This window comes from Streptomyces sp. NPDC034084 (assembly GCF_055575535.1).
This window is the reverse complement of sequence record NZ_JBVISK010000005.1, coordinates 292005-315871: the sequence shown is the minus strand read 5'-3', so window position 1 is coordinate 315871 and position 23867 is coordinate 292005. Positions and strand designations below refer to the sequence as shown.

Below are 23867 nucleotides of genomic sequence, written 5' to 3'. Positions count from 1 at the left end.
GAGGCGGGGGCACATGGCGGATGAACAAATGGCCGACGACTGGGAGCAGGTCGTCGCGCCGGGCCCGGCGGCAGGACTCACCGGGCCTCCCGCGCGTCCCCTGGACGCCATCGACCGCGCCATCCTGCGGATCCTGCAGACGGACGGCCGCGCCTCGATCCGTTCCGTGGCCGAGCGGGTGCACGTCTCCCGGGCCAACGCGTACGCGCGCATCAACCGGCTCATCGACGACGGGGTGATCCGCGGCTTCAGCGCCCGCGTCAACCACGAACGGGCAGGCCACGGCGCCTCCGCCTACATCACGCTCAAGATCGTCCAGAACTCCTGGCGGACCGTGCGCGAACAGCTCCAGGCCCTGCCCGGAGCCGCGCACATCGCCCTGGTCAGCGGTGATTTCGACGTCCTGCTGCTCGTCCACACCCCCGACAACCGGACCCTGCGCGAGCTGGTGCTCACCAAGCTCCAGTCGATCCCCGAGGTGCTCTCCACCCGGACCCTGCTGGTCTTCGAGGAGACGGACCTCGACCCGGACCACCGGGACCTGGGCCGCTGACCCGCCGATAGGCCGTACGGGGGGTCAGCGGGCCGTCCGCAGCCCGTCGAAGGCCAGGTGGGCGACGGTCTCGGCGATCCGCTCCCGCTCCGCCGTCGCGTCCGGATGCGGCCGGAACCACTCCACCAGCGAGTTGATCATGCCGAACAGGAGGCGGGTCGCGAGCCGGATGTCCACATCGGCCCGCAGGTCGCCCTCGGCGACGGCGGCCTTCAGCAGCTCGGCCACCCTGTGGTCGAACTCGCGGCGCCGCTCCATCGCCCACCGCTCGGTCGCGGTGTTCCCCCGCACCCGCAGCAGCAGCGTCACGTACGGCAGCTCGGCGATCAGCACCTCCACGGTGCGGCGCGTGACGTACTCGACCCGCTCGACGGCCCGGCCCCGCCCGGCGCCCGGCTCGTCGAGGATCGCGAAGAGCCCGTCGAGCGCCCGGCTGACCGCCCGCCGCAACAGCTCCTCCTTGCCCGCCACGTGGTGGTAGATCGAGGACTTCGAGATCCCGGCCGCCTTGGACAGGTGCTCCATCGACGTGCCGTCGTAACCGCGCTCGTTGAAGACCCGCACCGCGACCGAGAGCAGCGTCTCGGGGGTGTACGTGTCGCGCTTCGCCGTCGTCATCGGGAGCCCTGCCCTTCCTCGGCGTATGCCCGGCGGGCGGTGGCCAGGCTGGGCGCGTACCGTCCCGTCGGGTAGCGCTCGTGCAGCGCCATGAGCAGGTCGCGCACGCGCGCGTGCCCCACCTTCCCGGCCCACTCCAGCGGGCCGGCGGGGTAGTTCACCCCGAGGCGCATGGCCGTGTCGACGTCCTCGGCGGTGGCGACGCCCCGGTCGACCGCGTCGGCCGCGAGGTCGGCGAGCATCGCGACCGTGCGGGCGACGATCATGCCGGGCACGTCACCGATGACGGACACCTGCTTGCCGAGCGCCTGGAAGAGGCCCACGGCCTCGGCGAGGGACTCCTCCGAGGTGTGCTCGCCGGTCGACAGGACGATCCGGCTCGCGCGCGCGTAGTCCAGCGCGAGGTCGAAGTAGATGATCTCGTCGGTGGAGTACTCGAAGGCGCTCTCGCCGTCGGCGAGACAGAGCCGGGCGCCGCCGGGCAGCAGGACGTATCCGTTGCCGGCCTTGCGCCGGACCTCGATCCCGGCCTCCTCGAAGAGCTCGACCAGCGGCTCGGCGGGCCCCAGGTCACCGCGTACGGCGATCCGCCCGGGCGCCTCGGCCGGCGGCGCGGTGTGCGGCGCGGGACGTTCGGCACCCTCCGCGTACGAGAACCAGCCGTGCCCCGACTTGCGGCCGAGGCGGCCCGACTCGACGAGCCGGCGCTGCGCGAGCGAGGGGGTGAACTTCGGGTCCTGGTAGAAGGACTCCCAGACGGAGCGGGTGACGGCCTCGTTGACGTCCTGGCCGATGAGGTCGGTCAGCTCGAAGGGCCCCATGCGGAAGCCGCCGCACTCGCGCAGGGCCGCGTCGATGGTGGCGGGATCGGCCGCGCCCTCCTCGAAGACCCGGAGCGCCTCGGCGTAGAAGGGCCGGGCGACCCGGTTCACGATGAAGCCGGGGGTGTCCGCGCAGCGCACCGGCGTCTTGCCCCAGCCCTTGACCGTCTCGTACGCGCGCGTGGCGACGTCCGGGTCGGTGGCGAAGCCGCTGACGACCTCGACGAGGGGGAGCAGCGGCGCCGGGTTGAAGAAGTGCAGTCCGACGAAGCGGCCGGGCAGCCGCAGCCCTCCGGCGATCGCGGTGACCGAGAGGGAGGAGGTGTTCGTGGCGAGGACGGTGTCGTCGCCGACGATCTTCTCCAGATCGGTGAAGAGCCGCTGCTTGACCGAGAGGTCTTCGACGATCGCCTCGATCACGAGGGCGGCGTCCGCGAGCTCGGCGGGGTCCCCGGCCGCGTGCAGCCGGCCGGCGGCGGCCTCCCGGGCGGCGGGGTCGAGGCGGCCCTTCTCCACGAGCCGGTCCAGGCGGGCGGTGAGGGCGGCGACGGCCTCGTCGGCCCGGCCGGGGGCGCTGTCGTAGAGGCGCACGACATGGCCGGCGACCAGCGCCACCTGGGCGATGCCCTGCCCCATGGTGCCGGTGCCGACGACGGCGACGGTGCGGTCCCGTCCGATGGCGTCGGTGCTGTCCTGTCCCACGGCGGCGGTCTCACTGGCGGTCACGTCGTCGCTCCCCCTGACGGTCACGTTGGCGCTCATAGGAGTGATCCTCCCCGATGGGTTTTCCACAGGATCGACGGACCCCCTTGTCCCGACCGATCGTTCGGTTACTCTAACTCCGTACGCGTCTCCCTGCCCAGCTCGACGAGGAGTTGGTCCATCGATGGCCACCGCTCAGCTGACCACCGACCGTCTGGCCGAGAAGCACCGGTCCACACTCGACCAGGCGCTCGACACCATCCGCACCCGCGCCTACTGGTCGCCGCACCCCGAGCACCCGAAGGCCTACGGCACGGACGGCTCGCTCGACGCGGCGGCGGGTCTCGCCGCCCACCAGTCCGTGCTGAACAGCCGCTTCGACCTCGACCAGCCCGGCACGGACGGCTGGACCGGCGGCGAGATCTCGCCGTACGGCCCGTCGCTCGGCATCGAGTACCCGCACGCCGACCTCGACGTGCTGCTCCCCGCGATGCGCGCCGGCATGGGCGCCTGGCGGGACGCCGGCGCCGAGACCCGCGCCCTGGTCTGCCTGGAGATCCTCGCCCGGATCTCCGCCCGCACCCACGAGTTCGCCCACGCCGTCATGCACACCAGCGGGCAGGCGTTCATGATGGCGTTCCAGGCCGGCGGCCCGCACGCGCAGGACCGCGGCCTCGAGGCCGTGGCCTACGCGTACGAGGAGCAGACCCGCACGCCCGCCGGGCGGGCCGGCTGGTCCAAGCCCCAGGGCAAGCGCGACCCCCTGGAGCTGAGCAAGGAGTTCACCCCGGTCGGCCGCGGCATCGCCCTGGTCATCGGCTGCAACACCTTCCCCACCTGGAACGGCTACCCGGGCCTCTTCGCCTCCCTCGCCACCGGCAACCCGGTCCTGGTCAAGCCGCACCCGCGCGCGGTCCTGCCGCTCGCGCTCACGGTGCAGGTCGCCCGCGAGGTCCTCGCGGAGGCCGGCTTCGACCCGAACCTGGTCGCGCTCGCGGTCGAGCGCCCCGGCGAGGGCATCGCCAAGACCCTGGCCGTCCGACCCGAGATCCGGATCATCGACTACACCGGCTCCACCGCCTTCGGCGACTGGCTGGAGGCCAATGCCCGGCAGGCCCAGGTCTACACCGAGAAGGCCGGCGTCAACACGGTCGTGGTCGACTCCACCGACGACTACAAGGGGATGCTCGGCAACCTGGCCTTCTCGCTGTCCCTGTACAGCGGCCAGATGTGCACCACCCCGCAGAACCTGCTGATCCCCCGCGACGGCATCACCACCGACCAGGGCCCCAAGTCGTACGACGAGGTCGTCGCCGACCTCGCGGCGGCGGTCGGCGGCCTGCTCGGCGACGACGCCCGGGCGAACGGCCTGCTCGGCGCCCTGGTCAACCCGGACGTGAAGGCACGCCTGGAGGCCGCGGCGGAGCTCGGCGAGGTCGCGCTCGCCTCCCGCGAGGTGGTCAACCCGGAGTACCCGGACGCCGTCGTCCGTACGCCGGTGATCGTGAAGCTGGACGGCTCCAAGCCGGACGCCCAGGCCGCGTACTTCTCCGAGTGCTTCGGCCCGGTCTCCTTCGCCGTCTCGGTGGACTCCACCGCCGACGCCCTGGAGCTGCTGCGCCGCACGGTCCGGGAGAAGGGCGCGATGACGGTCGGCGCCTACACGACCTCGGCGGACACCGAGCGGGCGGTGGAGGAGGTCTGCCTGGAGGAGGCGGCCCAGCTCTCGCTGAACCTCACGGGCGGGGTGTACGTGAACCAGACGGCCGCGTTCTCCGACTTCCACGGCTCCGGCGGGAACCCGGCGGCGAACGCCGCGCTGTGCGACGGCGCCTTCGTCTCCAACCGCTTCCGGGTGGTGGAGGTCCGCCGACAGGCCTGACAAACGGCCTCGTGGAGGCCCTCCGGGGCCTCCACGGGATCTACGGCGCCTCGATCTCCGCGTACCGCTGCACCCAGGCGTGCATGGCGATCGCGGCGGCCGCGCCCGCGTTGATCGACCGGGTCGAGCCGAACTGGGCGATCGAGCAGACCATCTCCACGTGGGCGCGGGCCTCCTCGGTGAGTCCCGGGCCCTCCTGCCCGAAGAGCAGCACACAGCGGCGGGGCAGCACGGTCCGCTCCAGCGGGACGGCGCCCGGCAGGTTGTCGATCCCGATGACCGGGATGCCCTCGGCCGCCGCCCACGAGGTCAGCGACGCGGTGTCCGTGTGGTGCCGGACATGCTGGTAGCGGTCGGTGACCATGGCGCCCCGCCGGTTCCAGCGGCGCCGGCCCACGATGTGGACCTCCTTCGCCAGGAACGCGTTGGCGGTCCGTACCACCGAGCCGATGTTGAAGTCGTGACCCCAGTTCTCCACCGCCACGTGGAAGTCGTGACGCCGGGTGTCCAGGTCGGCGACGATCGCCTCCCGCGTCCAGTACCGATAGCGGTCCACGACGTTGCGCCGGTCGCCGCCGGCGAGCAGCTCGGGGTCGTACCGATCGTCCTGTGGCCACGGCTCCGGGTGCGGCCCGACGCCGATCTCGGGGCCGAAGCCCTCGTCGTACTGGACCGGCTCGGGCTGTTCTTCCGTGGTGCTCACCCGACGAGGGTACGGGGGCCGTACTCCTCACCCGTACGGCGCTGCTCGGGCAGCGTCTCGGCGGGGGTCCGCCTCAGCAGCCGGTCCCTGCCCCGGACCACGCGGGCGCCCAGGGCCACCAGGAACGCCGTCGGCAGGAACACGGCGTCGGCCGAGATCATCGCGAGCGAGAAGACCGGCAGGCCCAGAAGCACCGCGATCCCGGCGTGCTCCATCATCATCGCGACGAGGAGGACGTTCTTGACCTTGCGGTTGAAGAGCGTGAAGGGGAACGCGACCTGGACGATCACCGTGCCGTAGGTCAGCAGCATCACCATGACCCCGCTGGCGCCGAGCAGCTCGGAGAGGGCCGGCCAGGGCGCGAAGTAGTCCAGGTGGAGCGGGTAGAACAGCGCGGTCCCGTCCTGCCAGCGCGAGCCCTGGATCTTGTACCAGCCGGCCGTGGCGTAGATCAGGCAGACCTCCGCCATGAGCACGACGAGGGCGGCGTTGTGTGCGAGGTGGGCGAGGGCGTCGAGCAGGGTGCGCGGCTCCCCGGGCGCGAGGCGGCGGACCAGCCACCACAGCCCGTTCCCGAGCCACAGCGCCCACAGCAGTACCGGCACCCACCACTCGCCGGTGACGTCGCTGAACCAGGTGGCGGCGAGGAGGAACCCGCCGAGCACGACCCACAGCAGCGGTCCGACGACATCGCGGCGCGGGGCTTCCCCGGCTCGGGCCGCGCGGGCCTCGCGGGCCGCCCGCCGGGCGTCGAGGGACCACACCCGGCCGCAGCGGGTGAAGACGAGGTAGATCGCGGCGAGGTGGAGGACGTTGTCGCCGCCGTCGCCGACGAAGACGGACCGGTTCTGCAGCGACAGCACGCCGACCATGAAGACCACGGACACGGCACGGGTGCGCCAGCCCACCAGGAGCAGCGCGGCGGACAGCACCGCGAGCCCGTAGACGGCCTCGAACCAGATCCGGCCGTCCGACCACATGAGGGCGGTGAAGGCCCGGTTGTCGGCGATCAGCCGCTGCGCCATCTCCCAGGACCAGGGGGCGTCGGGGCCGTACAGCTGGTGCCGGTACGGCAGCTCGCGCATCAGGAAGAGCAGCCAGGTCAGCGAGAAGCCGATCCGTACGATCGCGCTCTGGTACGGAGCGAGGGTGCGGCCCGTGACGGCCTGCACCCCGCGGGCGAGCCGGCGGTCGAACGTCTCGCGGGCACGCGCGCGCGTGCCGGGGGACGCGGTCGTGGCGAGGGAGCCGGTCGTGGCGAGGGAGCCGGTCGTGGCGAGGGAGCCGGTCGTGGCGGGGGAGCCGGTCGTGCGGGGTGACGTGCTCATCGGCCCGCCTCCGTGCGGCTCGCGGCGGCGCCTGCGGGCCGGTCGGCCTCGGTGATCCTCCACCACGGGAAGTCGCGGTAGGAGGGGTTGGACCGCGTCTTCTCGGTGCTCCACCGGGCGGCGGGGATGACCCGGGAGACGGTGCGGAGCTGGATGCGCCTCACGTCGGCGCCGACGGCCCGCCCGTCGGGGCCTTCGAGGACGTCGAGCCTGAGCATCGCGATCCGGCGCATGTACTGCTCCGAGAGGGTGCCCCGCAGTCCGTCGGGGCGCTGGTCGTCGGTGTGCGTGTTGAGGTAGAAGTCCACGGCCCTGCGGAGCTGGTTCTGCTGGGTGTGGCTGGGCATCGGGTTGTGCCGGACGGCCTCGACGTCCTCGGCGGTGAGGTCGATCCAGCCGGTGGTGCGGCGGCGGCCGTCGACGGGGGTGAGCTCGGCGCGGACCTCGACGGAGACGTTCGTCTGGAGCGGATTGGGCGCGAAGAGCTTCCAGTTCTGCTCGAACTCGGGGTAGATCCAGTCGCCGACGGCCTCGCCGTGCCGCTTGGTCAGCGTGTTGGACGGCGCCACGTGCAGGAACACCATCGCCAGGTGGACGCTGGCGAACACTCCGACGACGGCGAGCGCCACGGCGACGACGACCTGGTACGGCAGCGAGAGGGCCATGATCCCGGCGCCGGCCCCCTTCGCTCCGGGAGGCGTTCCGGGAGGCGTTCCAGGAGGCGTGACCGACGGTTCCCCGCCGGGTCTCCCCCCGTCGTCGTTCACCTCGACCGCGTCCTTTTCGACGTACGCGTCCATCCCGCCCCGATCCCGATCGGCCCACCTCGGTTATCCACAGGGTTGACACCATACGGGCCGCCGACCCACCATTGAAGTCATTCAACCGAACGATCGGTCGGTAGGGGGTCTGATGACCGCAGTGACGGCAGGGACGGCAGGGACCACGGGCGTGCCCGGCGCGTCGGACACGGCCGCGGCGGCCGAGCAGGCCGCCCACGAGGCGGTCTTCGACGCCGCTGTCGCCGCCGACGAGCGGATCGAGCCGCGCGACTGGATGCCCGAGGCCTACCGCGCCTCGCTCGTCCGCCAGATCGCGCAGCACGCCCACTCCGAGATCATCGGCATGCAGCCCGAGGCGAACTGGATCACCCGGGCGCCCTCACTGCGGCGCAAGGCGATCCTCATGGCCAAGGTGCAGGACGAGGCCGGCCACGGCCTGTACCTGTACAGCGCGGCGGAGACCCTCGGCACCAGCCGCGACGAGCTCCTCGACAAGCTCCACTCCGGCCGCCAGAAGTACTCCTCGATCTTCAACTACCCCACGCTGACCTGGGCCGACGTCGGCGCGATCGGCTGGCTCGTGGACGGCGCCGCGATCACCAACCAGGTCCCCCTCTGCCGCTGCTCCTACGGCCCGTACGCCCGCGCGATGGTCCGGGTCTGCAAGGAGGAGTCCTTCCACCAGCGCCAGGGGTACGAGGCTCTGCTCGCCCTCTCCCGCGGCACTGAGGCCCAGCACGCCATGGCCCAGGACGCGGTGAACCGCTGGTGGTGGCCCTCGCTGATGATGTTCGGCCCGCCGGACGACGAGTCGACCCACACCGCCCAGGCGATGGCCTGGAAGATCAAGCGCCACACCAACGACGAACTGCGCCAGCGCTTCGTCGACATCGCCGTCCCGCAGGCCGAGGCCCTCGGCCTCACCCTCCCCGACCCCGACATCCGGTGGAACGAGGAGCGCGGACACTACGACTTCGGCCCGATCGACTGGACCGAGTTCTGGGACGTCCTCAAGGGCAACGGCCCCTGCAACGACCAGAGGCTGAGCAAGCGGCGCCAGGCCCACGAGGACGGCGCCTGGGTCAGAGAAGCGGCGGCGGCCTACGCGCGGAAGCACACCGGTGAGCACGGGGAGGCACAGGCATGACGAGCGACGGTTGGCCGCTGTGGGAGGTGTTCGTGCGCTCCCGCCGCGGACTGTCCCACACCCACGCGGGCAGTCTCCACGCACCCGACGCGGAGATGGCCCTGCGCAACGCCCGCGACCTCTACACCCGCAGGTCCGAAGGCGTCTCGATCTGGGTCATCCCCTCCGCGTCGATCACCGCCTCCTCGCCCGACGAGAAGGACCCCTTCTTCGAGCCGGCCGCGGACAAGCCCTACCGCCACCCGACGTTCTACGAGATCCCCGAGGGGGTGAAGCACCTGTGAGCGCCACCACCGACACCCGCACCGCCGCCGCGGCGCTCGCCCTCGGCGACGACGCCCTCGTCCTCTCCCACCGCCTGGGGGAGTGGGCCGGCTCCGCCCCCGTCCTGGAGGAGGAGGTCGCCCTGGCCAACATCGCCCTCGACCTCCTCGGCCAGGCCCGGGTCCTCCTCTCCCTCGCCGGCGACGAGGACGAACTGGCCTACCTCCGCGAAGAGCGCTCCTTCAGGAACAGCCAGCTGGTCGAGCAGCCGAACGGCGACTTCGCCCACACCATCGCCCGACAGCTGTACTTCTCCACCTACCAGCGGCTCCTGTACGGGCAGCTGGCCTCCGGCGACGGCCCCTTCGCCGGCCTCGCGGCCAAGGCCGTCAAGGAGGTCGCCTACCACCAGGACCACGCCGAGCACTGGACCCTGCGCCTCGGCGACGGCACCCCCGAGAGCCACCAGCGCATGCAACGGGCCTGCGACGCCCTCTGGCGGTACACCGGCGAACTGTTCCAGCCCGTCGACGGCCTCGACCTGGACCTCCCGGCCCTGGAACCCACCTGGCTGGACTCCGTCACCGACGTCCTCGCCCGCGCCACCCTCACCGTGCCCTCCGGACCCCGCACCGGCGCCTGGAGCGCCGGCGCCGGCCGACAGGGCCTGCACACCGAGCCCTTCGGCCGGATGCTCGCCGAAATGCAGCACCTGCACCGCAGCCACCCGGGGGCGACGTGGTGACCATGACGGCCCTGGAGGAGGAACTGAGCCGGATCGCCGGCGCCGTCCCCGATCCGGAGCTGCCCGTCCTCACCCTCGAGGAACTCGGCGTCATGCGGGGCGTGCAGATCCTCGGCCCCGGCCGGGTCGAGGTCTCCCTCACCCCCACCTACACGGGCTGCCCCGCGATCGAGGCGATGGCCTCCGACATCGAGCAGGCCCTCCACCTCCACGGCATACAGGACGTCACCGTCGTCACGGTCCTCGCCCCGGCCTGGTCCACCGACGACATCAGCGAGGAAGGGCGCCGCAAACTCACCGAGTTCGGCATCGCCCCGCCCCGCCCCCAGGGGCCCACCGGCGGCCCCGTGCCGCTCACCCTCGCGATCCGCTGCCCGCACTGCGGATCCACCGACACCGAGCTCCTGAGCCGCTTCTCGTCCACCGCGTGCAAGGCACTGCGCCGCTGCACCGCCTGCCGCGAACCGTTCGACCACTTCAAGGAGTTGTAGATGGTGTCCTCAGCCGCCGGACGGGCCGGGTTCCATCCGCTCCGGGTGAGCGAGGTCGAGCGACTCACGGACGACTCCGTGGCCGTCACCTTCGCGGTCCCGCCCGAGCTCCACGAGGCGTACCGCCACCTCCCCGGCCAGCACCTCGCCCTGCGCCGCACGGGCGAGCAGGGCGAGGAGGTCCGGCGCACCTACTCGATCTGCGCCCCCGCCGCCCCGGCCGGCGAGCCCCCCGTCCTGCGCGTCGGCATCCGGCTCGTCGACGGCGGCTCGTTCTCGACGTACGCGCTCAAGGAACTGGCCGTCGGCGACCTCGTCGAAGTCATGGAACCGATGGGCCGCTTCTCGCTCACCCCGCGCCCCGGACACTTCGCCGCCGTCGTCGGCGGCAGCGGCATCACCCCGGTGCTGTCGATGGCGGCCACCCTGCTCGCCCGCGAACCGGAGGCCCGGTTCTGTCTGGTCCGCAGCGACCGCACGGCCGCGTCCACGATGTTCCTCGACGAGGTCGCCGACCTCAAGGACCGCTACCCGGACCGCTTCCAGCTGGTCACGGTCCTCTCCCGGGAGGAGCAGCAGGCGGGACTGCCGTCCGGCCGCCTCGACCGCGAGCGGCTCGCCGCGCTGCTGCCCGCCCTGCTGCCGGTCGGCACGATCGACGGCTGGTTCCTCTGCGGCCCCTTCGGACTGGTCCAGGGCGCCGAGCAGGCACTGCGCGGCCTGGGCGTCGACCGCGGCCGGATCCACCAGGAGATCTTCCACGTCGACGACGGCTCCGCGCCCGCCCCGGCCCCCGCGGCCGACGCCCCTGCCCACGCCACCCTGACGGCGACCCTGCACGGCCGGTCCGGCACCTGGCCCGTGGAGCGGGGCGAGACGCTCCTCGACACCGTGCTCCGCTCCCGCGCGGACGCCCCGTACGCCTGCAAGGGAGGGGTGTGCGGCACCTGCCGTGCCTTCCTCGTCGGCGGAGAAGTGCGGATGGACCGCAACTTCGCCCTGGAGCCCGAGGAGACGGAAGCCGGATACGTCCTGGCCTGCCAGTCCCATCCGGCCACCCCGGACGTGGAGCTGGACTTCGACCGCTGACACGACCCGGCCGTCCCGAGCGCTGACGGATCGGTGGTGCCGCCGAAGTACCGGCGGCGCCCCCATTCCCTTCCCCTGGAACCTGTTCTATCTTGACGAACCGTCAGACAGCGCGAGGTCGCCAACGGGAAGGCAGCACAGTGGACTTCACCTTCACCGAAGAGCAGCAAGCGGCCGCCGAGACGGCCAAGGCGGTCTTCAAGGACGTCACACCCGATGCCGTCCCGAGCCCCGCCCTCACCCCGGGCGCCGTCGCCGAGGACCTCGACCGGCCACTCTGGTCCCGGCTCGCCACCGCCGGCCTCCTCGGCCTCACCCTCGCCCCCGAGCACGGCGGCGCCGGTCTCGACCCCGTCGCCCTCTGTCTCGTCCTGCGCGAGTCCGCCCGCGTCCTCGCCCGCGTCCCGCTCCTGGAGACCAGCGCCGTCGCCATGACCGTCGAGCGGTACGCCCACCTTCGTACGGCCGCCGAACTCCTCCCCCGTACCGCCCGCGGCGAACTCGTCCTCACCGCCGCCTCCCAGGGCCGCACCGGCCACGAACCGGCCGACCGCGCCGTCACCGCGCGCCGCGACGGAGCCGACTGGATCCTCGACGGCCTCCAGACCGCCGTCCCCTGGGCGCACAACGCCGACGTCATCGCCGTACCGGCACACACCGCCGAGGGACGCACGGTCCTCGCCCTGCTGCCCCGCCCCCACGACGGCCTCCGCCTCACCGCCCAGTACTCCACCAGCGGCGAACGCCTCGCCGAACTACACCTCGCCGCCGTCCGCGTCGCACCCACACACCTCATCGACACCGACGGCGCCTGGGAACACCTGCGCTCCCTCCTCACCACCGGAACCTGCGCCCTCGCCCTCGGACTCGGCGAGGCCGTCCTCACCATGACGAGCCAGTACACCGGACAACGCGAACAGTTCGGCCACCCCGTCGCCACCTTCCAGGCCGTCGCCGTCCAGACCGCCGACCGCTACATCGACCTGCGCGCCATGGAAGCCACCCTCTGGCAGGCCGCCTGGCGCCTCTCCAGCGGCGCGGACGGACCGCTCCCCGCAGCGGGGGACGTAGCCGTCGCGAAGATCTGGGCCTCCGAAGGAGTACGCCGCGTGGTGCAGACCGCCCAGCACCTGCACGGCGGCTTCGGCGCCGACACCGACTACCCGCTGCACCGCTACCACGCCTGGGCCAAGCACCTCGAACTGTCCCTCGGCCCCGCAGCCGCCCACGAGGAGGCACTCGGCGACCTGCTGGCCACCCACCCCCTCGACTGACGCCCCCGGAAAGCCGTCAAGGACTCAGAGCACGAAGGCCGGGATGCCGCTCTCCGCCACCATCGGACGCCCGGCACCGTCCCAGGCGAGCATCCCGCCGTCCACGTTCACCGCGTCGAAGCCCTGCTGCACCAGATACTGCGTGACCTGCGCCGAACGGCCGCCCACCCGGCACATCACATAGGCGCGCCCCCGCTCGGCCACGGCCTCCGTCACCTCGCCGAAGCGCGCCACGAAGTCGCTCATCGGCACGTGCAGCGCGCCCTCGACGTGACCGGCCGTCCACTCGTCGTCCTCCCTGACGTCCAGCACCAGGGCATCGGCCGGCACGGAAGCCGCGTCCACCGAGGGCAGCGGGGAGAAATTCATGGGACAAGCCTTCTCTCGTCAGAACCGCCCGAACGACCCGGGCGCACGAAAAACCTACTGCACCAGCCCCGCCAGCTCGTTCTCCCGCTCGGAGACCTGCGCGAGCAGCTGCTCGGCGATCTCCTCCAGGAGCCGGTCCGGATCGTCCGGCGCCATCCGCAGCATCGCGCCGATCGCGCTCTCCTCCAGCTCCCGCGCCACCGCCGACAGCATGTCCTTGCGCTCGGCCAGCCACTCCAGGCGCGCGTACAGCTCCTCGCTCTCGCTGAGCCGCTCCTCGACCGGAACCGGCCCGGCCTCCCACTCCGCGGCGAGCTCGCGCAGCAACGCCTCGTCGCCCCGGGCGTAGGCGGCGTTCACCCGAGTGATGAACTCCTCGCGCCGCTTCCGCTCGTCGTCCTCACGCGCCAGATCGGGGTGAGCCTTGCGGGCCAGCTCACGGTAGAGCCTGCGCGCCTCCTCACCGGGGCGGACCCGCTTCGGCGGCTGCACCGGCCGGTCGGTGAGCATCGCGGCCGCCTCGGGCGAGAGCCCATCGGAGTCGATCCAGTCGTGGAACAGCTCGTCCACGCCGGGCATCGGCAACACCGCCGCCCGCGCCTCCTGCGCCCGCCGCAGATCCTCGGGATCCCCGGTACGCGCCGCCCGCGCCTCGGCGATCCGCGCGTCGAGCTCGTCGAGCCGCGCGTACATCGGCCCGAGCTTCTGGTGATGCAGCCGCGAGAAGTTCTCCACCTCGACCCGGAAGGTCTCGACAGCGATCTCGAACTCGATCAGCGCCTGCTCGGCCGCCCGCACAGCCCGCTCCAACCGAGCCTCAGGCCGCTGATCCCCGGACTCCTGCCCCGGGGGCTGCCGGCCCGCGGGGTTCTGGTCCTCGGGCTCCTGGCCCGCGGATGCCTGGCCCTCGGACGCCTGGCCCACGGGCTGCTGGTCCCCGGACGCCTGGCCCGCGGGCTGCTGGTCCCCGGACGCCTGGCCCGCGGGCTGCTGGTCCCCGGACGCCTCGGCCCCTACCGAGTGGTCCTCAGACCGCCGGCTCCCGGGCCGCTCGGCCCCGGCCGACTGGCCGCCGGACTGCTGCGCGCCGGGCTGTTCGGCCTCGGGCCGCTCGTCCCCGGGTCCCTCGTTCACACCCTGGTCCACGCTCACGTCCACGCCCGCCAAGTCCTCGTTCCGCCTCGTCCCACCCAGCCTACGGTCCTCGGGGGGCCTCCCCCCCCTCCCTCCCCTCCCCCCTTGTGCTTCCCCCGCCCCCGACGGGCGTCAGACGCCCAGTTCCGCCGCTATGCGGCCCGTGCGGACGGCCGCGAGCAGGTCGGCGTGGTCCGCGGTGGTGCGGTCCGCATACGTGACGGCGAAGGAGGCGACCGCCTCGTCGAGCTCCTCGTTCTTGCCGCAGTAGCCGGATATCAGGCGCGGATCGGCGCTGTGGGCGTGCGCGCGGGCGAGCAGGGCCCCGGTCATCCGCCCGTAGTCGTCGAGCTGGTCCTCCGTGAGGGCGGCGGGGTCCACGCTGCCCTTGCGGTTGCGGAACTGCCGCACCTGGAACGGTCGGCCCCCGACCGTGGTCCAGCCCAGCAGCATGTCGCTGACGACCTGCATCCGCTTCTGGCCGAGCACCACGCGCCGCCCCTCGTGCGCGACCTCCGGCACGGTGAATCCGGCGGCCGGCAGATGCGGCAGCAGGGCCGACGGCCGGGCCTCCTTCACCTGCAGGACCAGCGGCTCGCCCCGGTGGTCGAGCAGCAGGACCACATAGGACTGGGTGCCGACGCTCCCGGTGCCGACCACCCGGAAGGCCACGTCGTGGACGGCGTGCCGCGCGAGCAGCGGCAGTCTGTCCTCGGACACGGTCTCCAGGTACGCGCCGAGGGAGTGGGCCACCTCGGCCGCCTCGGCGTCGTGGACCCTCCGCAACACCGGGGGAGCGTCGACGAATCTGCGGCCGCCGCCCTCGTCGTCCGTCACGGCCTCGGTCGACCGGGCGGCGAACCGGGCGCTCGTGTTGTTGCGGGCCTTGGCGGAGACCCGCTCCAGGGTGCCGAGGAGGTCGCGGGCGTCGGTGTGCGAGACGAGTTCCTCGTCGGCGATCGCGTTCCAGGCGTCGAGTGCGGGCAGCCGGGCGAGCAGGCGCATGGTGCGCCGGTACGCCCCGACGGTGTCGAACGCGGCGGCCCGGCACAGGTCCTCGCTCGCCCCCACTTCCCGTCCGGCGAGGACGAGGGAGGTGGCGAGCCGCTTGAGGTCCCATTCCCAGGGGCCGACGACGGTCTCGTCGAAGTCGTTGAGGTCCATGACGAGCCGTCCGCGCGCGTCACCGTAGAGGCCGAAGTTGGCGGCGTGGGCGTCGCCGCATATCTGGGCGGCGATCCCGGTGACGGGCGTCCCGACGAGGTCCTGGGCCATGAGCCCGGCGGAGCCGCGCAGGAAGGCGAAGGGGCTCGCCGCCATCCTGCCGACCCGTATCGGCGTCAGCTCGGGAACCCGGCCCCGGCTCGATTCCTCGACGGCGCGCACGGCGTCCGGACGGTCGGCGGCGAGGGCCGCCCGGTCGTGCGAGGAGCGGGGCACTCGCTCGCGCAGCTGCTTGCCGCGGTCCTTGGGGGAGGCTCCGGCGCCGGGGGCGGTACGGGGCGCGAACCCCGGCACGTGCGGGACGCGCACTCCGTCGCGCGCTCGGTCCGTACTCCGCTGTCCTGGCACGACGGCCCGGTTCTCGTCCATGGGACGCCCCCCCGATGCGATGTCCAACATCATCCGGCCCCGACCGTACCGCCGTTCCCGATCGGCCGTCTCCCCCTGTGGACAACGCATCCACGACCCTGTGGACAACTCCCGGCCTCCACCCCAGGCGGGCCCTCAGGCCCAGCCCTCAGCCCTTCCACCAGCCCATCCGTCACAGGCCGTCCCTCACACCGCGACGGCCTCCTCCATCTCCTCCTCGGCCTCAGCCTCCACCTCGGACGTCCCCCGGCCCCGCGCCTCACCAGGAACACCAACCCCGGCACCCGCACCGACCTCGGCACCAGCACCGGCACCCTCCGCCGAGGCCCGACGCCGCCGCGCCTCCGTGATCCCGGCGAGGACGACGAGCGCGGCGCCGGCGAGGAACCAGAGGGCGAGGACGAGGACGTTCCCGCCGAGCCCGTGGCCGTCGAAGTAGACGTGGCCGCGCACGCCCTCGACGAAGCCCGCGCCGTTCCAGAAGGCGTGCAGCGCGCCAAAGAAGCCGGGCTGGAGCTCGGGCCGGTAGATACCGCCGGAGCTCGTGAAGTTGAGCATGACGAAGAGCACCATCACGCCGAGCGTGGTCCAGCGGCGCAGGAAGGTGTGCAGGCCGACGCCGACGGCCAGGATGCCCGCCGCGTACAGCCAGGACATCGCCCACACACCGCCGAGCCCGTGGTCGACCAGGTGGAAGACCGGCCCGGCGAAGAGGGTGCCGATCAGGCTGACGGCGAGCGACATCCCGGCGGCGAGAAGGGCCCTGATCCGCATGGGCAGGACGGCTCCTGCTCCGCCGATGACGGCGACCGAGGCGTAGGCGCCGATGCTGAGGGCGACGAGCAGGAAGAAGACGCCCTGGCCGGTGGGGTCGCCGGAGGCGGTGGGGGCGATGTCGGTGACCTTGAGTGGCGCGTCCTGGGCGGCGGCGACCTTGGTGAACACCTTCTCGACCGCCATGGCGCTGGTGTCGGAGGAGCCCGAGGCGACGAGGAGTTCGGGCTTCTCGCCGGGTATGTAGGCGCCGAAGCTTCGCTGCTCGCGCAGTGCGGAGGCGGCCGTGTCCCGGTCGGCGACGGTACGGACGTCGAGGGCGCCGGCGCCCTTGTTCTGCAGCGTCTGGGCGAGGACCTGCGTGGTGGGGCCGGAGCCGACGATGTCGACGCGCAGGTCGTGGGGTTCGGGTGCGTGGAAGGCGCCGAGGTAGGCGAGTCCCATGCCGACGCACATCAACAGGGGGGTGAGCAGATGTCCGAGGACATGTCGCAACGCACCGCTGGTGTTCGGTCCTGCGGACACCGAGACCTCCATGGTTGGCTTTTACAACTAAAGAACCGTTGTACTATACAACCGAAAGGCCGCGAAGGGCGACCCAGCACCTGAACGGACCACCTCACCCCCACAGCAGGGAGCGCACGATGACCGGCGGCGCACAGCCACCCCGTGAGGCGTCCGTGGACGTCATCCAGCGCGAGCTGACGGCCTTCGCCCGCCGGGCACGCGCGGCGGCCGCCCGGGTCCACCCCGAGCTCCCGCTCGTCTCGTACACGCTCCTCGCCCATATCGAGGAGCAGCGCGGCTGCCGTGCCACCGACCTCGCGGCCCACTACCTCCTGGACAAGTCGACGGTGAGCCGCCAGGTCGCCGGCCTGGAGAAGCTCGGCTTCGTCGAGCGACGCCCGGCCTCCGAGGACCACCGGGTGCATGTGCTGCATCCCACCGAGGCCGGTACGAAGGTTCTCGCCGCGGCCCAGACGAGCCGCATGGCCGCCTTCCAGGAGCGCCTGGAGGACTGGCCGGCCGAGGACCTCGCCCGCTTCGCCGCGTACCTGCTGCGCTACAACGCCGCGCCCACGAGCCCTGCCTCCGGCGCCCCTTGAGCTGAAGCCCCCCGGGCTCCTACAGCCCGGCGTCCCGCGCGAGCAGGGCAGCCTGTACCCGGTTCTCGCAGGCCAGTTTGGACAGGATCCGACTGACGTACGTCTTCACTGTGGCCTCGCTCATGTGCAGCCGCTTCCCCGCGTCCGCGTTGGAGAGCCCTTCGCCGAGCAGCGCGAGCACGCCCCGCTCCTTCTCGGTGAGCGCTGCCACACGCGCCCGTGCCTGCTCGGCGCGCGCCGCCTCCCGGCCGGAGGCCAGCCGCTCCACCACGTGTCGGGTCGCCGCCGGGGACAGATAGGCGTCCCCCGCCGCGGCCGCCCGCACCGCACGGATCAGCTCTGCGGGCGCCGTGTCCTTGAGCAGGAACCCGGCACCGCCGTGCTCCAGGGCCCGCAGCACGTTCTCCCGCTCCCCGAAGGTGGTCAGGACGATCACCCGGGCCGTGGGTGCCGCCCGGCGCAGCTCCGGCAGGGCCGAAAGGCCGTCGAGCACCGGCATCTGGATGTCGAGCAGCACCACGTCGGCCGCGTGCGCCCGTGCGGCCTCGACGGCGGCCCGCCCGTCCGCCGCCTCGCCGACGACCTCGATCTCCGGGTCGGAGATGAGGATCATCCGGATCCCGGCTCTGATCAGAGGCTCGTCGTCGGCGATCACGACCCTGATGGGCTGCCCTGCCACAGCTTCTCCCCCACGCCTCCGGTACGGGCGGCCCAGCGTTACCGCTGCTCGACCACGTACGACTTCTTCTCGATCAGCTTGCCGTCCTTGAAACAGAACCGGAAAACGGGCTCCTCTTCGAAGGTCTCGCCGGTCTCCGAGGACATCAGCACCAGGCAGCTGGATCCCGCCGGCCGCTCGGGTCCCGTGCCGTTCAGTCCCGCCGTGGCTATGGTGTCGCCGGAGGGCAGCTGGTGGCGGACCTCCTTCTCGGTCATCCCGACCTTCACCGCCTCGTACTGGACGGGGTCGATCATGCCCTCCTTCAGCGAGCCCATCAGGAAGTAGAGGGCGAAACCCGCCGCGACCACGAGCAGGACGAGGGCCGCGAACGCTATCCCGCAGCCCAGCGCGACCGCTCCGCCCGTGCTCCTGCTCTTGCCCCCGCGCACCGCCATGGCCAGCTCCCGCTCCGTGAACGTCCAGTCGGCCGGTCCGACCTCGACCGGACGACCATCGCCCGCCAGCGGCTTCGTGGTCTGCTGCCGGAAGTCGTCGGCCGCATCGACCAAAGGTGCTGCCTCGGCGACGGGCGCCGCCCCGTACGGCAGCATCCCGGCCACCCGGAAACCCCCGCCGTCGGCCGGACCGGCGTGACAGATGCCGCCCACCAGCCGGGCCCGCTCGACGAGCCCGGCCAGCCCCTGCCTGCCGCTCACCACGTCCTTGACCGGCCCGTCCGCCGGCTCCCCGTTGACGACCTCCACGACGAAGGTGTCCGGCTCGTACCGCAGCTCGACGCCGATCGGCGCCCCCGGCGCGTACTTGTAGGCGTTGGTCAGGGCCTCCTGCACGATGCGGTACGCGGCGTGGTCGGCGGCCGGCTCCAGGGGTCTTTCCTCTCCCAGCCGCCGCAGTCCGATCGAGGTGCCCGCCGCCCGGGCCGCGGCCACGAGCCCCTCGATGCCGGCGATTCCGCGCGCGGCCCGCCCCGTCTCGTCCCCGGCCGGCACAGGCCCCGTCACCGTCCCGGCTTCCGCCGCGACCCCGTCGCGGAGTATCCCGACGACTTCGCGCAGCTCGTGCATGGCGGTCACCGAGGCGTTCCGCAGGACGCCGACCACCTCGCGCTGCCGCTCGCTCAGGTCCCGGTCCACTTCGAGCGCGCCCGTGTGCACGGCGATCAGGGCGAGCTGGTGCCCGAGGCTGTCGTGCATGTCCTGGGCGATCCGCTGCCGCTCGCGCAGCCGGGCCTGCCAGACCACCATGCTCCGCTGGCGCAGCAGCTGCGCGTTGCGCTCCTGAAGCGCGTGCAGCAGGGTCCGCCGCTGGGCCCAGTAGCGGTGGGCGAGGCCGGGGGCCAGGGTGGTGCCCAGGTAGTAGAGGGTCGCCATGAGAGCGACGTGGAGCAGCCGCTGCTGGTCCCAGGTGTCCAGGAGCGTCCCGCCGATGTTCAGGACGAAGGCGGCGATGAACGCCGCCAGTGCCCTTCCGACGTCGACGACGTACCGGCCGGCCGACCAGCCGAGCACGATGAGCAGGGGTTCGAGGCCGGGCAGGAAGGGCGTGAGCCCGGCCGTCAGGACGAGCGCGGTCGCGGGAAGGCCGCGCCGCAGCAGCGACAGGACGGCCGCGCCGACGGCGACCGCGGCCAGCCGCCATCCCGCGCCGCCCATGAGTTCCTCGGTCCCCGCGGCCAGCACCGCGACGACTCCGGCGAGGGCGACCTCACCCGTGATCCTGCGCGGCGACCACTGTCCCGGCAGCACGTACCAGTTCCACCAGGCGGCGACCCCGGCCCCGATCTCCCGCGCGGTCCAGCTCCCCGACTTCGACGTTGCGTCCACGCTCGAACCCTAGGCAGCGCCCGGCACGCCGGGCGTCTCTCTTTCGTCTCGCCGTCCGACGACAAAAGTCGCGACCTCGCCCAGTGCACCCGACGTGGGAAGGCTCACACTCGTGCCGACATACGCGGAAGCCCCGTAGGTCGATGACCTACGGGGCTTCCGTCTGGTGCGCGAGGGGGGAGTTGAACCCCCACGCCCTTTCGGGCACTGGAACCTGAATCCAGCGCGTCTGCCTATTCCGCCACCCGCGCATTGGGTGATCTCCCTGCCCTCTCACTTCTCAGTGGGAGCGCCTGGCGACATCTGAAGATTAGCACGTCGCAGACCGTGGATTCACACCCGTTGTTTCGCTCCCGCTCCCGGAGAACAAGGACAGGGGAGGGAAGGAGTGAGGAAGCCGCGAGAGGAGAGGAATCGACGGGAGGCAGGGGCGAGAGGCGGCCGGCAGGCGGCCAGATCCAGGGGACAGGGACGGACGGACGGACGGAGCCCGGAAGGCGGAAGCGAGTCCGGAGGAGGACGCGCGGAGAACCGAGGCAAGACCCAGGCAAGACCCAGGGAGGACCGAGGCAAGACCCAGGCAAGACTCAGGGAAGCCCCAGGGAAGACCCAGGGAAGACTCTGGGAGGGCCCAGGGAAGACGGAGAGAAGCCGGAAGGAAGGGGGAGGGAGAGGGGAGAAGGAGGGCGGAAGGGGACGGACCGCCCCGGAACCCCGGCCCGAGCCTCCGCTCCCACAGCCGGGTGCGGGACACTGTCCACAGGCCACCTCTACGATCCGTGGGGAAAGCCTGTGAGAGGTGACACTCGTCCACAGGGCAGAGAAGGGGAACCAGCCGATTTCCCGACGCGTGGATACGATCAGTAAGCAGTACCAGGGCGACAACGACGGAGGAGGTGCCCCATGGGAGTCCTGAAGCGTTTCGAGCAGCGTCTCGAAGGTCTGGTCAACGGCACCTTCGCCAAGGTCTTCAAGTCCGAGGTCCAGCCCGTCGAGATCGCAGGCGCCCTCCAGCGCGAGTGCGACAACAACGCGACGATCTGGAACCGCGAGCGGACCGTCGTCCCCAACGACTTCATCGTGGAGCTGAGCACGCCGGACTACGAGCGCCTCAGCCCGTACTCGGGCCAGCTCGGCGACGAGCTCGCCGGCCTGGTCAGGGACTACGCGAAGCAGCAGCGGTACACCTTCATGGGCCCGATCAAGGTCCACCTGGAGAAGGCCGAGGATCTCGACACCGGCCTGTACCGCGTCCGCAGCCGCACGCTGGCGTCGAGTACGTCACAGCCGCAGCCCCCCTCCGCGGGGCCGCAGCCGCACCACCAGCAGCAGGGCCGCGGCGGCTACGGGTACCCCCCGGCCGGCGCTCCGCCCATGCCCGCCTCCCCGCCTCCCGGCGCGCCCGGCCACCGGCCGACGGCGCCCGCCGGACGCCCGGCGGGCGGTCCCGGATCCATGCCCGGCCCCGCCACCCACGGCGGAGCGGGCACCCAGGTGCGCCGCTGGATCGAGATCAACGGCAACCGCCATCAGATCTCCCGCCCGACCCTGGTCCTCGGCCGCAGCACCGACGCGGACGTGAGGATCGACGATCCCGGCGTCTCCCGCCGGCACTGCGAGATCCGGACCGGAACGCCCTCGACGATCCAGGATCTTGGATCCACCAACGGCATCGTGGTGGACGGGCAGCACACCACCCGCGCTACGCTCCGCGACGGCTCGCGGATCGTCGTGGGCAGCACCACCATCGTTTACCGGCAAGCCGAAGGGTGAAGCGGGGGCAATGTCAGAGCTGACCCTGACGGTCATGCGGTTGGGTTTCCTGGCCGTTCTGTGGCTGTTCGTCATCGTGGCCGTCCAGGTCATTCGCAGCGACCTGTTCGGTACGCGGGTCACCCAGCGCGGTTCGCGGCGCCAGGAGGCGCGACCCCAGCAGAACGCGCGCCAGGCCGCCGCGCCTCCGCAGCAGCGCGGCCAGCAGAACACGGGTGGCCGCCAGCGCCGTGGCGCCCCGACCAAGCTGGTCGTGTCCGAGGGCACCCTCACCGGCACGACCGTCGCCCTCCAGGGCCAGACGATCACGCTGGGCCGGGCGCACGACTCGACGATCGTGCTCGACGACGACTACGCGTCCAGCCGTCACGCCAGGATCTACCCGGACCGGGACGGCCAGTGGATCGTCGAGGACCTCGGGTCCACGAACGGCACCTATCTCGACCGGACCCGCCTCACCACCGCCACACCGATTCCGCTGGGCGCGCCGATCCGCATCGGCAAGACCGTCATCGAGCTGCGGAAGTAGTGCTACATCATGAGTGAGCGCGAGCGGAGCGAGCGAGCCGGGACGGTCCCCGCCACGGGACGTGCCGCGCTCCCGACCGGAGCGACCGAAGCGACCGGCGTGACCGGAGCGACCGGAGGGTGGGCAGTGTGGGTCGAGACCGGCCGTACCCCGATGCGGCGTCGACAGGGCAGGTGCGCATGACTCTGTCCCTGCGATTCGCCGCGGGCTCGCACAAGGGCATGATCCGCGAGGGCAACGAGGACTCGGGTTACGCCGGTCCGCGGCTGCTCGCCATCGCCGACGGCATGGGCGGCCAGGCCGCCGGTGAGGTCGCCTCCTCCGAGGTGATCTCCACGCTCGTCACGCTCGACGACGACGTCCCCGGCTCCGACATCCTCACCTCGCTCGGTACGGCGGTGCAGCGCGCCAACGACCAGCTGCGGATGATGGTCGAGGAGGACCCGCAGCTGGAGGGCATGGGCACCACGCTCACCGCCCTCCTGTGGACCGGAGCGCGGCTCGGCCTCGTGCACGTCGGGGACTCCCGCGCGTATCTGCTGCGCGACGGCGTCCTCACGCAGATCACCCAGGACCACACGTGGGTCCAGCGCCTCGTCGACGAGGGCCGGATCACCGAGGAAGAGGCCACCACCCACCCGCAGCGCTCGCTCCTCATGCGCGCGCTCGGCAGCGGTGACCACGTCGAACCCGACCTCTCGATCCGTGAGGTCCGCGCCGGCGACCGCTACCTGATCTGCTCCGACGGCCTGTCCGGGGTGGTCTCGCACCAGACCCTCGAAGACACCCTCGCCAGCTACCAGGGCCCGCAGGAGACCGTGCAGGAGCTGATCCAGCTCGCGCTGCGCGGCGGCGGCCCCGACAACATCACGGTGATCGTCGCCGACGTCCTCGACGTCGACGGCGGCGACACCCTCGCCGGTCACCTCAGCGACATCCCGGTCATCGTCGGCGCCGTCGCCGAGAACCAGGCGCAGCTGAACGACGGCGGAGCGATGCAGACCCCGGCCGGCCGCGCCTCGGGCCTCGGCCGCGCCGCGTCGCACCAGCAGCCGCCCGCCGGCGGCTTCGGCCCGCCCGGCAGCGGCGACGACCACGGCTACGGCGGCATGCCCCCGCAGGGCTCCTTCGACTCGTACACGGATGACGACTTCGTCAAGCCGCGCACCGGACGCAAGTGGCTCAAGCGCTCCTTCTTCCTCCTCCTCGCCCTCGCCGTCATCGGCGGCGGCCTGTACGGCGGCTGGCGCTGGACGCAGACGCAGTACTTCGTGGGAGCCAAGGACCAGCACGTCGCGCTGTACCAGGGCATCAGCCAGGACCTGGCGTGGGTGTCGCTCTCGAAGGTCGAGAAGGACCACCCCGAGATCGAACTCAAGTACCTCCCCGCCTACCAGCGGAAGCAGGTCGAGGACACGATCGCGGGCGGCAGCCTCGCCAAGGCCCAGACGAAGATCACCGAGCTGGCCGTGCAGGCCTCGGCCTGCAAGAAGGCCGAGCAGCGTCACGCCGCCGCCGAGAAGGCCGCCGACCAGGCGAGCAAGCCACCGGCCACGCAGAAGCCCGGCGACGCCGCCACCCCTGACCCCAAGCCCACCACAGCCGCTCCGTCCCCGGGTCCCACCCTCACCGCGGAGGAGCAGAAGCTGGCCTCGAACTGCGGCAAGCAGTAAGCACCCGTAGGG

23 protein-coding genes and 1 tRNA gene are annotated in these 23867 nt (G+C 72.1%); 12 read left to right on the top strand and 12 right to left on the bottom strand.

Annotated features, from left to right (window positions below):
* Positions 1–13: 13 nt before the first annotated feature.
* Positions 14–553, top strand: a complete 540-nt coding sequence (locus ACZ51I_RS19940) for an Lrp/AsnC family transcriptional regulator (protein WP_468877425.1) — start codon at positions 14–16, stop codon at positions 551–553.
* 24 nt (positions 554–577) lie between these two features.
* Here the strand turns inward: ACZ51I_RS19940 and ACZ51I_RS19935 are convergent, their stop codons facing one another.
* Positions 578–1171, bottom strand: coding sequence for a TetR/AcrR family transcriptional regulator (locus tag ACZ51I_RS19935; protein ID WP_468877423.1), 594 nt, complete (start codon positions 1169–1171; stop codon positions 578–580).
* A complete protein-coding gene (locus ACZ51I_RS19930; RefSeq protein WP_468877420.1) occupies positions 1168–2754 on the bottom strand; it encodes a 3-hydroxyacyl-CoA dehydrogenase in 1587 nt (528 codons plus the stop codon). Before ACZ51I_RS19930 ends, ACZ51I_RS19935 begins: the two co-directional genes overlap by 4 nt.
* 124 nt (positions 2755–2878) lie before the next feature.
* Between ACZ51I_RS19930 and paaN the strand changes: the two genes are divergently transcribed.
* Positions 2879–4576 carry a phenylacetic acid degradation protein PaaN gene (gene paaN / locus ACZ51I_RS19925; RefSeq protein WP_468877418.1) on the top strand — a complete coding sequence of 566 codons (1698 nt, stop codon included), beginning with the start codon at positions 2879–2881 and terminating at the stop codon, positions 4574–4576.
* 40 nt (positions 4577–4616) lie between these two features.
* Here the strand turns inward: paaN and ACZ51I_RS19920 are convergent, their stop codons facing one another.
* The 3 genes from ACZ51I_RS19920 to ACZ51I_RS19910 are packed head-to-tail and all read right to left on the bottom strand — an operon-like array spanning position 4617 to position 7272.
* Complete coding sequence (locus ACZ51I_RS19920; RefSeq protein ID WP_468877416.1) at positions 4617–5279, bottom strand: TrmH family RNA methyltransferase; 663 nt, start codon at positions 5277–5279, stop codon at positions 4617–4619.
* On the bottom strand, positions 5276–6607 hold the full coding sequence (locus ACZ51I_RS19915; RefSeq protein ID WP_468877413.1) for an HTTM domain-containing protein: 1332 nt from the start codon (positions 6605–6607) through the stop codon (positions 5276–5278). Before ACZ51I_RS19915 ends, ACZ51I_RS19920 begins: the two co-directional genes overlap by 4 nt.
* Positions 6604–7272, bottom strand: coding sequence for a DUF5819 family protein (locus ACZ51I_RS19910; RefSeq protein ID WP_468877411.1), 669 nt, complete (start codon positions 7270–7272; stop codon positions 6604–6606). The genes ACZ51I_RS19915 and ACZ51I_RS19910 overlap by 4 nt, the downstream gene beginning before the upstream one ends.
* Before the next feature lie 247 nt (positions 7273–7519).
* On the opposite strand from ACZ51I_RS19910, the gene paaA reads away from it, so the two are divergent.
* The 6 genes from paaA (at position 7520) to ACZ51I_RS19880 (ending at position 12399) form a co-directional block, all read left to right on the top strand.
* Positions 7520–8536, top strand: coding sequence for a 1,2-phenylacetyl-CoA epoxidase subunit PaaA (paaA, locus tag ACZ51I_RS19905; RefSeq protein WP_468877408.1), 1017 nt, complete (start codon positions 7520–7522; stop codon positions 8534–8536).
* Positions 8533–8820 carry a 1,2-phenylacetyl-CoA epoxidase subunit PaaB gene (gene paaB, locus ACZ51I_RS19900; RefSeq protein WP_468877406.1) on the top strand — a complete coding sequence of 96 codons (288 nt, stop codon included), beginning with the start codon at positions 8533–8535 and terminating at the stop codon, positions 8818–8820. Before paaA ends, paaB begins: the two co-directional genes overlap by 4 nt.
* Complete coding sequence (paaC, locus tag ACZ51I_RS19895; protein ID WP_468877404.1) at positions 8817–9545, top strand: 1,2-phenylacetyl-CoA epoxidase subunit PaaC; 729 nt, start codon at positions 8817–8819, stop codon at positions 9543–9545. Before paaB ends, paaC begins: the two co-directional genes overlap by 4 nt.
* Complete coding sequence (paaD, locus tag ACZ51I_RS19890) at positions 9539–10036, top strand: 1,2-phenylacetyl-CoA epoxidase subunit PaaD (RefSeq protein ID WP_468877402.1); 498 nt, start codon at positions 9539–9541, stop codon at positions 10034–10036. Before paaC ends, paaD begins: the two co-directional genes overlap by 7 nt.
* Positions 10037–11125, top strand: coding sequence for a 2Fe-2S iron-sulfur cluster-binding protein (locus tag ACZ51I_RS19885; RefSeq protein ID WP_468877399.1), 1089 nt, complete (start codon positions 10037–10039; stop codon positions 11123–11125).
* Between the two features lie 140 nt (positions 11126–11265).
* On the top strand, positions 11266–12399 hold the full coding sequence (locus ACZ51I_RS19880) for an acyl-CoA dehydrogenase family protein (RefSeq protein ID WP_468877397.1): 1134 nt from the start codon (positions 11266–11268) through the stop codon (positions 12397–12399).
* A gap of 24 nt (positions 12400–12423) precedes the next feature.
* Here the strand turns inward: ACZ51I_RS19880 and ACZ51I_RS19875 are convergent, their stop codons facing one another.
* The 4 genes from ACZ51I_RS19875 to ACZ51I_RS19860 form a co-directional block, all read right to left on the bottom strand.
* On the bottom strand, positions 12424–12768 hold the full coding sequence (locus ACZ51I_RS19875) for a rhodanese-like domain-containing protein (RefSeq protein ID WP_468877394.1): 345 nt from the start codon (positions 12766–12768) through the stop codon (positions 12424–12426).
* A gap of 54 nt (positions 12769–12822) precedes the next feature.
* Entirely contained in the window at positions 12823–13578 is a 756-nt protein-coding gene (locus ACZ51I_RS19870) for a J domain-containing protein (protein ID WP_468878198.1), read from the bottom strand.
* 456 nt (positions 13579–14034) lie between these two features.
* Positions 14035–15495 carry a DUF2252 domain-containing protein gene (locus ACZ51I_RS19865; protein ID WP_468877392.1) on the bottom strand — a complete coding sequence of 487 codons (1461 nt, stop codon included), beginning with the start codon at positions 15493–15495 and terminating at the stop codon, positions 14035–14037.
* Positions 15496–15681: 186 nt separating this feature from the next.
* Positions 15682–16806, bottom strand: coding sequence for an ABC-2 transporter permease (locus ACZ51I_RS19860; protein ID WP_468877390.1), 1125 nt, complete (start codon positions 16804–16806; stop codon positions 15682–15684).
* Between the two features lie 107 nt (positions 16807–16913).
* On the opposite strand from ACZ51I_RS19860, the gene ACZ51I_RS19855 reads away from it, so the two are divergent.
* Positions 16914–17375, top strand: a complete 462-nt coding sequence (locus ACZ51I_RS19855) for a MarR family winged helix-turn-helix transcriptional regulator (protein ID WP_468877387.1) — start codon at positions 16914–16916, stop codon at positions 17373–17375.
* A gap of 19 nt (positions 17376–17394) precedes the next feature.
* On the opposite strand, the gene ACZ51I_RS19850 is transcribed toward ACZ51I_RS19855, so the two are convergent.
* From ACZ51I_RS19850 to ACZ51I_RS19840, 3 genes are all read right to left on the bottom strand, one after another.
* Positions 17395–18054 carry a response regulator transcription factor gene (locus ACZ51I_RS19850; protein ID WP_468877384.1) on the bottom strand — a complete coding sequence of 220 codons (660 nt, stop codon included), beginning with the start codon at positions 18052–18054 and terminating at the stop codon, positions 17395–17397.
* Between the two features lie 38 nt (positions 18055–18092).
* Positions 18093–19880 carry a sensor histidine kinase gene (locus tag ACZ51I_RS19845; protein WP_468877382.1) on the bottom strand — a complete coding sequence of 596 codons (1788 nt, stop codon included), beginning with the start codon at positions 19878–19880 and terminating at the stop codon, positions 18093–18095.
* 164 nt (positions 19881–20044) lie between these two features.
* A tRNA-Leu gene (locus ACZ51I_RS19840) sits at positions 20045–20131 on the bottom strand.
* 652 nt (positions 20132–20783) lie between these two features.
* Between ACZ51I_RS19840 and ACZ51I_RS19835 the strand changes: the two genes are divergently transcribed.
* From ACZ51I_RS19835 to ACZ51I_RS19825, 3 genes are all read left to right on the top strand, one after another.
* Positions 20784–21653 (top strand): FhaA domain-containing protein, encoded by an 870-nt coding sequence (locus ACZ51I_RS19835; protein WP_468877379.1) that lies wholly within the window; start codon positions 20784–20786, stop codon positions 21651–21653.
* A 10-nt stretch (positions 21654–21663) separates the two neighbouring features.
* Entirely contained in the window at positions 21664–22182 is a 519-nt protein-coding gene (locus ACZ51I_RS19830) for an FHA domain-containing protein FhaB/FipA (RefSeq protein ID WP_383785402.1), read from the top strand.
* 179 nt (positions 22183–22361) lie between these two features.
* On the top strand, positions 22362–23855 hold the full coding sequence (locus ACZ51I_RS19825) for a Stp1/IreP family PP2C-type Ser/Thr phosphatase (RefSeq protein WP_468877376.1): 1494 nt from the start codon (positions 22362–22364) through the stop codon (positions 23853–23855).
* The last annotated feature ends 12 nt before the right edge of the window (positions 23856–23867 follow it).

Coding starts and splice junctions, on each gene's coding strand:
- ACZ51I_RS19940 (WP_468877425.1), top strand. CDS start 14: ATGGCGGATGAACAAATGGCCGACGACTGGGAGCAGGTCGTCGCGCCG.
- ACZ51I_RS19935 (WP_468877423.1), bottom strand. CDS start 1,171: ATGACGACGGCGAAGCGCGACACGTACACCCCCGAGACGCTGCTCTCG.
- ACZ51I_RS19930 (WP_468877420.1), bottom strand. CDS start 2,754: ATGAGCGCCAACGTGACCGTCAGGGGGAGCGACGACGTGACCGCCAGT.
- paaN (WP_468877418.1), top strand. CDS start 2,879: ATGGCCACCGCTCAGCTGACCACCGACCGTCTGGCCGAGAAGCACCGG.
- ACZ51I_RS19915 (WP_468877413.1), bottom strand. CDS start 6,607: ATGAGCACGTCACCCCGCACGACCGGCTCCCCCGCCACGACCGGCTCC.
- ACZ51I_RS19910 (WP_468877411.1), bottom strand. CDS start 7,272: ATGGCCCTCTCGCTGCCGTACCAGGTCGTCGTCGCCGTGGCGCTCGCC.
- paaA (WP_468877408.1), top strand. CDS start 7,520: ATGACCGCAGTGACGGCAGGGACGGCAGGGACCACGGGCGTGCCCGGC.
- paaB (WP_468877406.1), top strand. CDS start 8,533: ATGACGAGCGACGGTTGGCCGCTGTGGGAGGTGTTCGTGCGCTCCCGC.
- ACZ51I_RS19885 (WP_468877399.1), top strand. CDS start 10,037: ATGGTGTCCTCAGCCGCCGGACGGGCCGGGTTCCATCCGCTCCGGGTG.
- ACZ51I_RS19875 (WP_468877394.1), bottom strand. CDS start 12,768: ATGAATTTCTCCCCGCTGCCCTCGGTGGACGCGGCTTCCGTGCCGGCC.
- ACZ51I_RS19865 (WP_468877392.1), bottom strand. CDS start 15,495: ATGGACGAGAACCGGGCCGTCGTGCCAGGACAGCGGAGTACGGACCGA.
- ACZ51I_RS19860 (WP_468877390.1), bottom strand. CDS start 16,806: ATGGAGGTCTCGGTGTCCGCAGGACCGAACACCAGCGGTGCGTTGCGA.
- ACZ51I_RS19855 (WP_468877387.1), top strand. CDS start 16,914: ATGACCGGCGGCGCACAGCCACCCCGTGAGGCGTCCGTGGACGTCATC.
- ACZ51I_RS19835 (WP_468877379.1), top strand. CDS start 20,784: ATGGGAGTCCTGAAGCGTTTCGAGCAGCGTCTCGAAGGTCTGGTCAAC.
- ACZ51I_RS19830 (WP_383785402.1), top strand. CDS start 21,664: ATGTCAGAGCTGACCCTGACGGTCATGCGGTTGGGTTTCCTGGCCGTT.
- ACZ51I_RS19825 (WP_468877376.1), top strand. CDS start 22,362: ATGACTCTGTCCCTGCGATTCGCCGCGGGCTCGCACAAGGGCATGATC.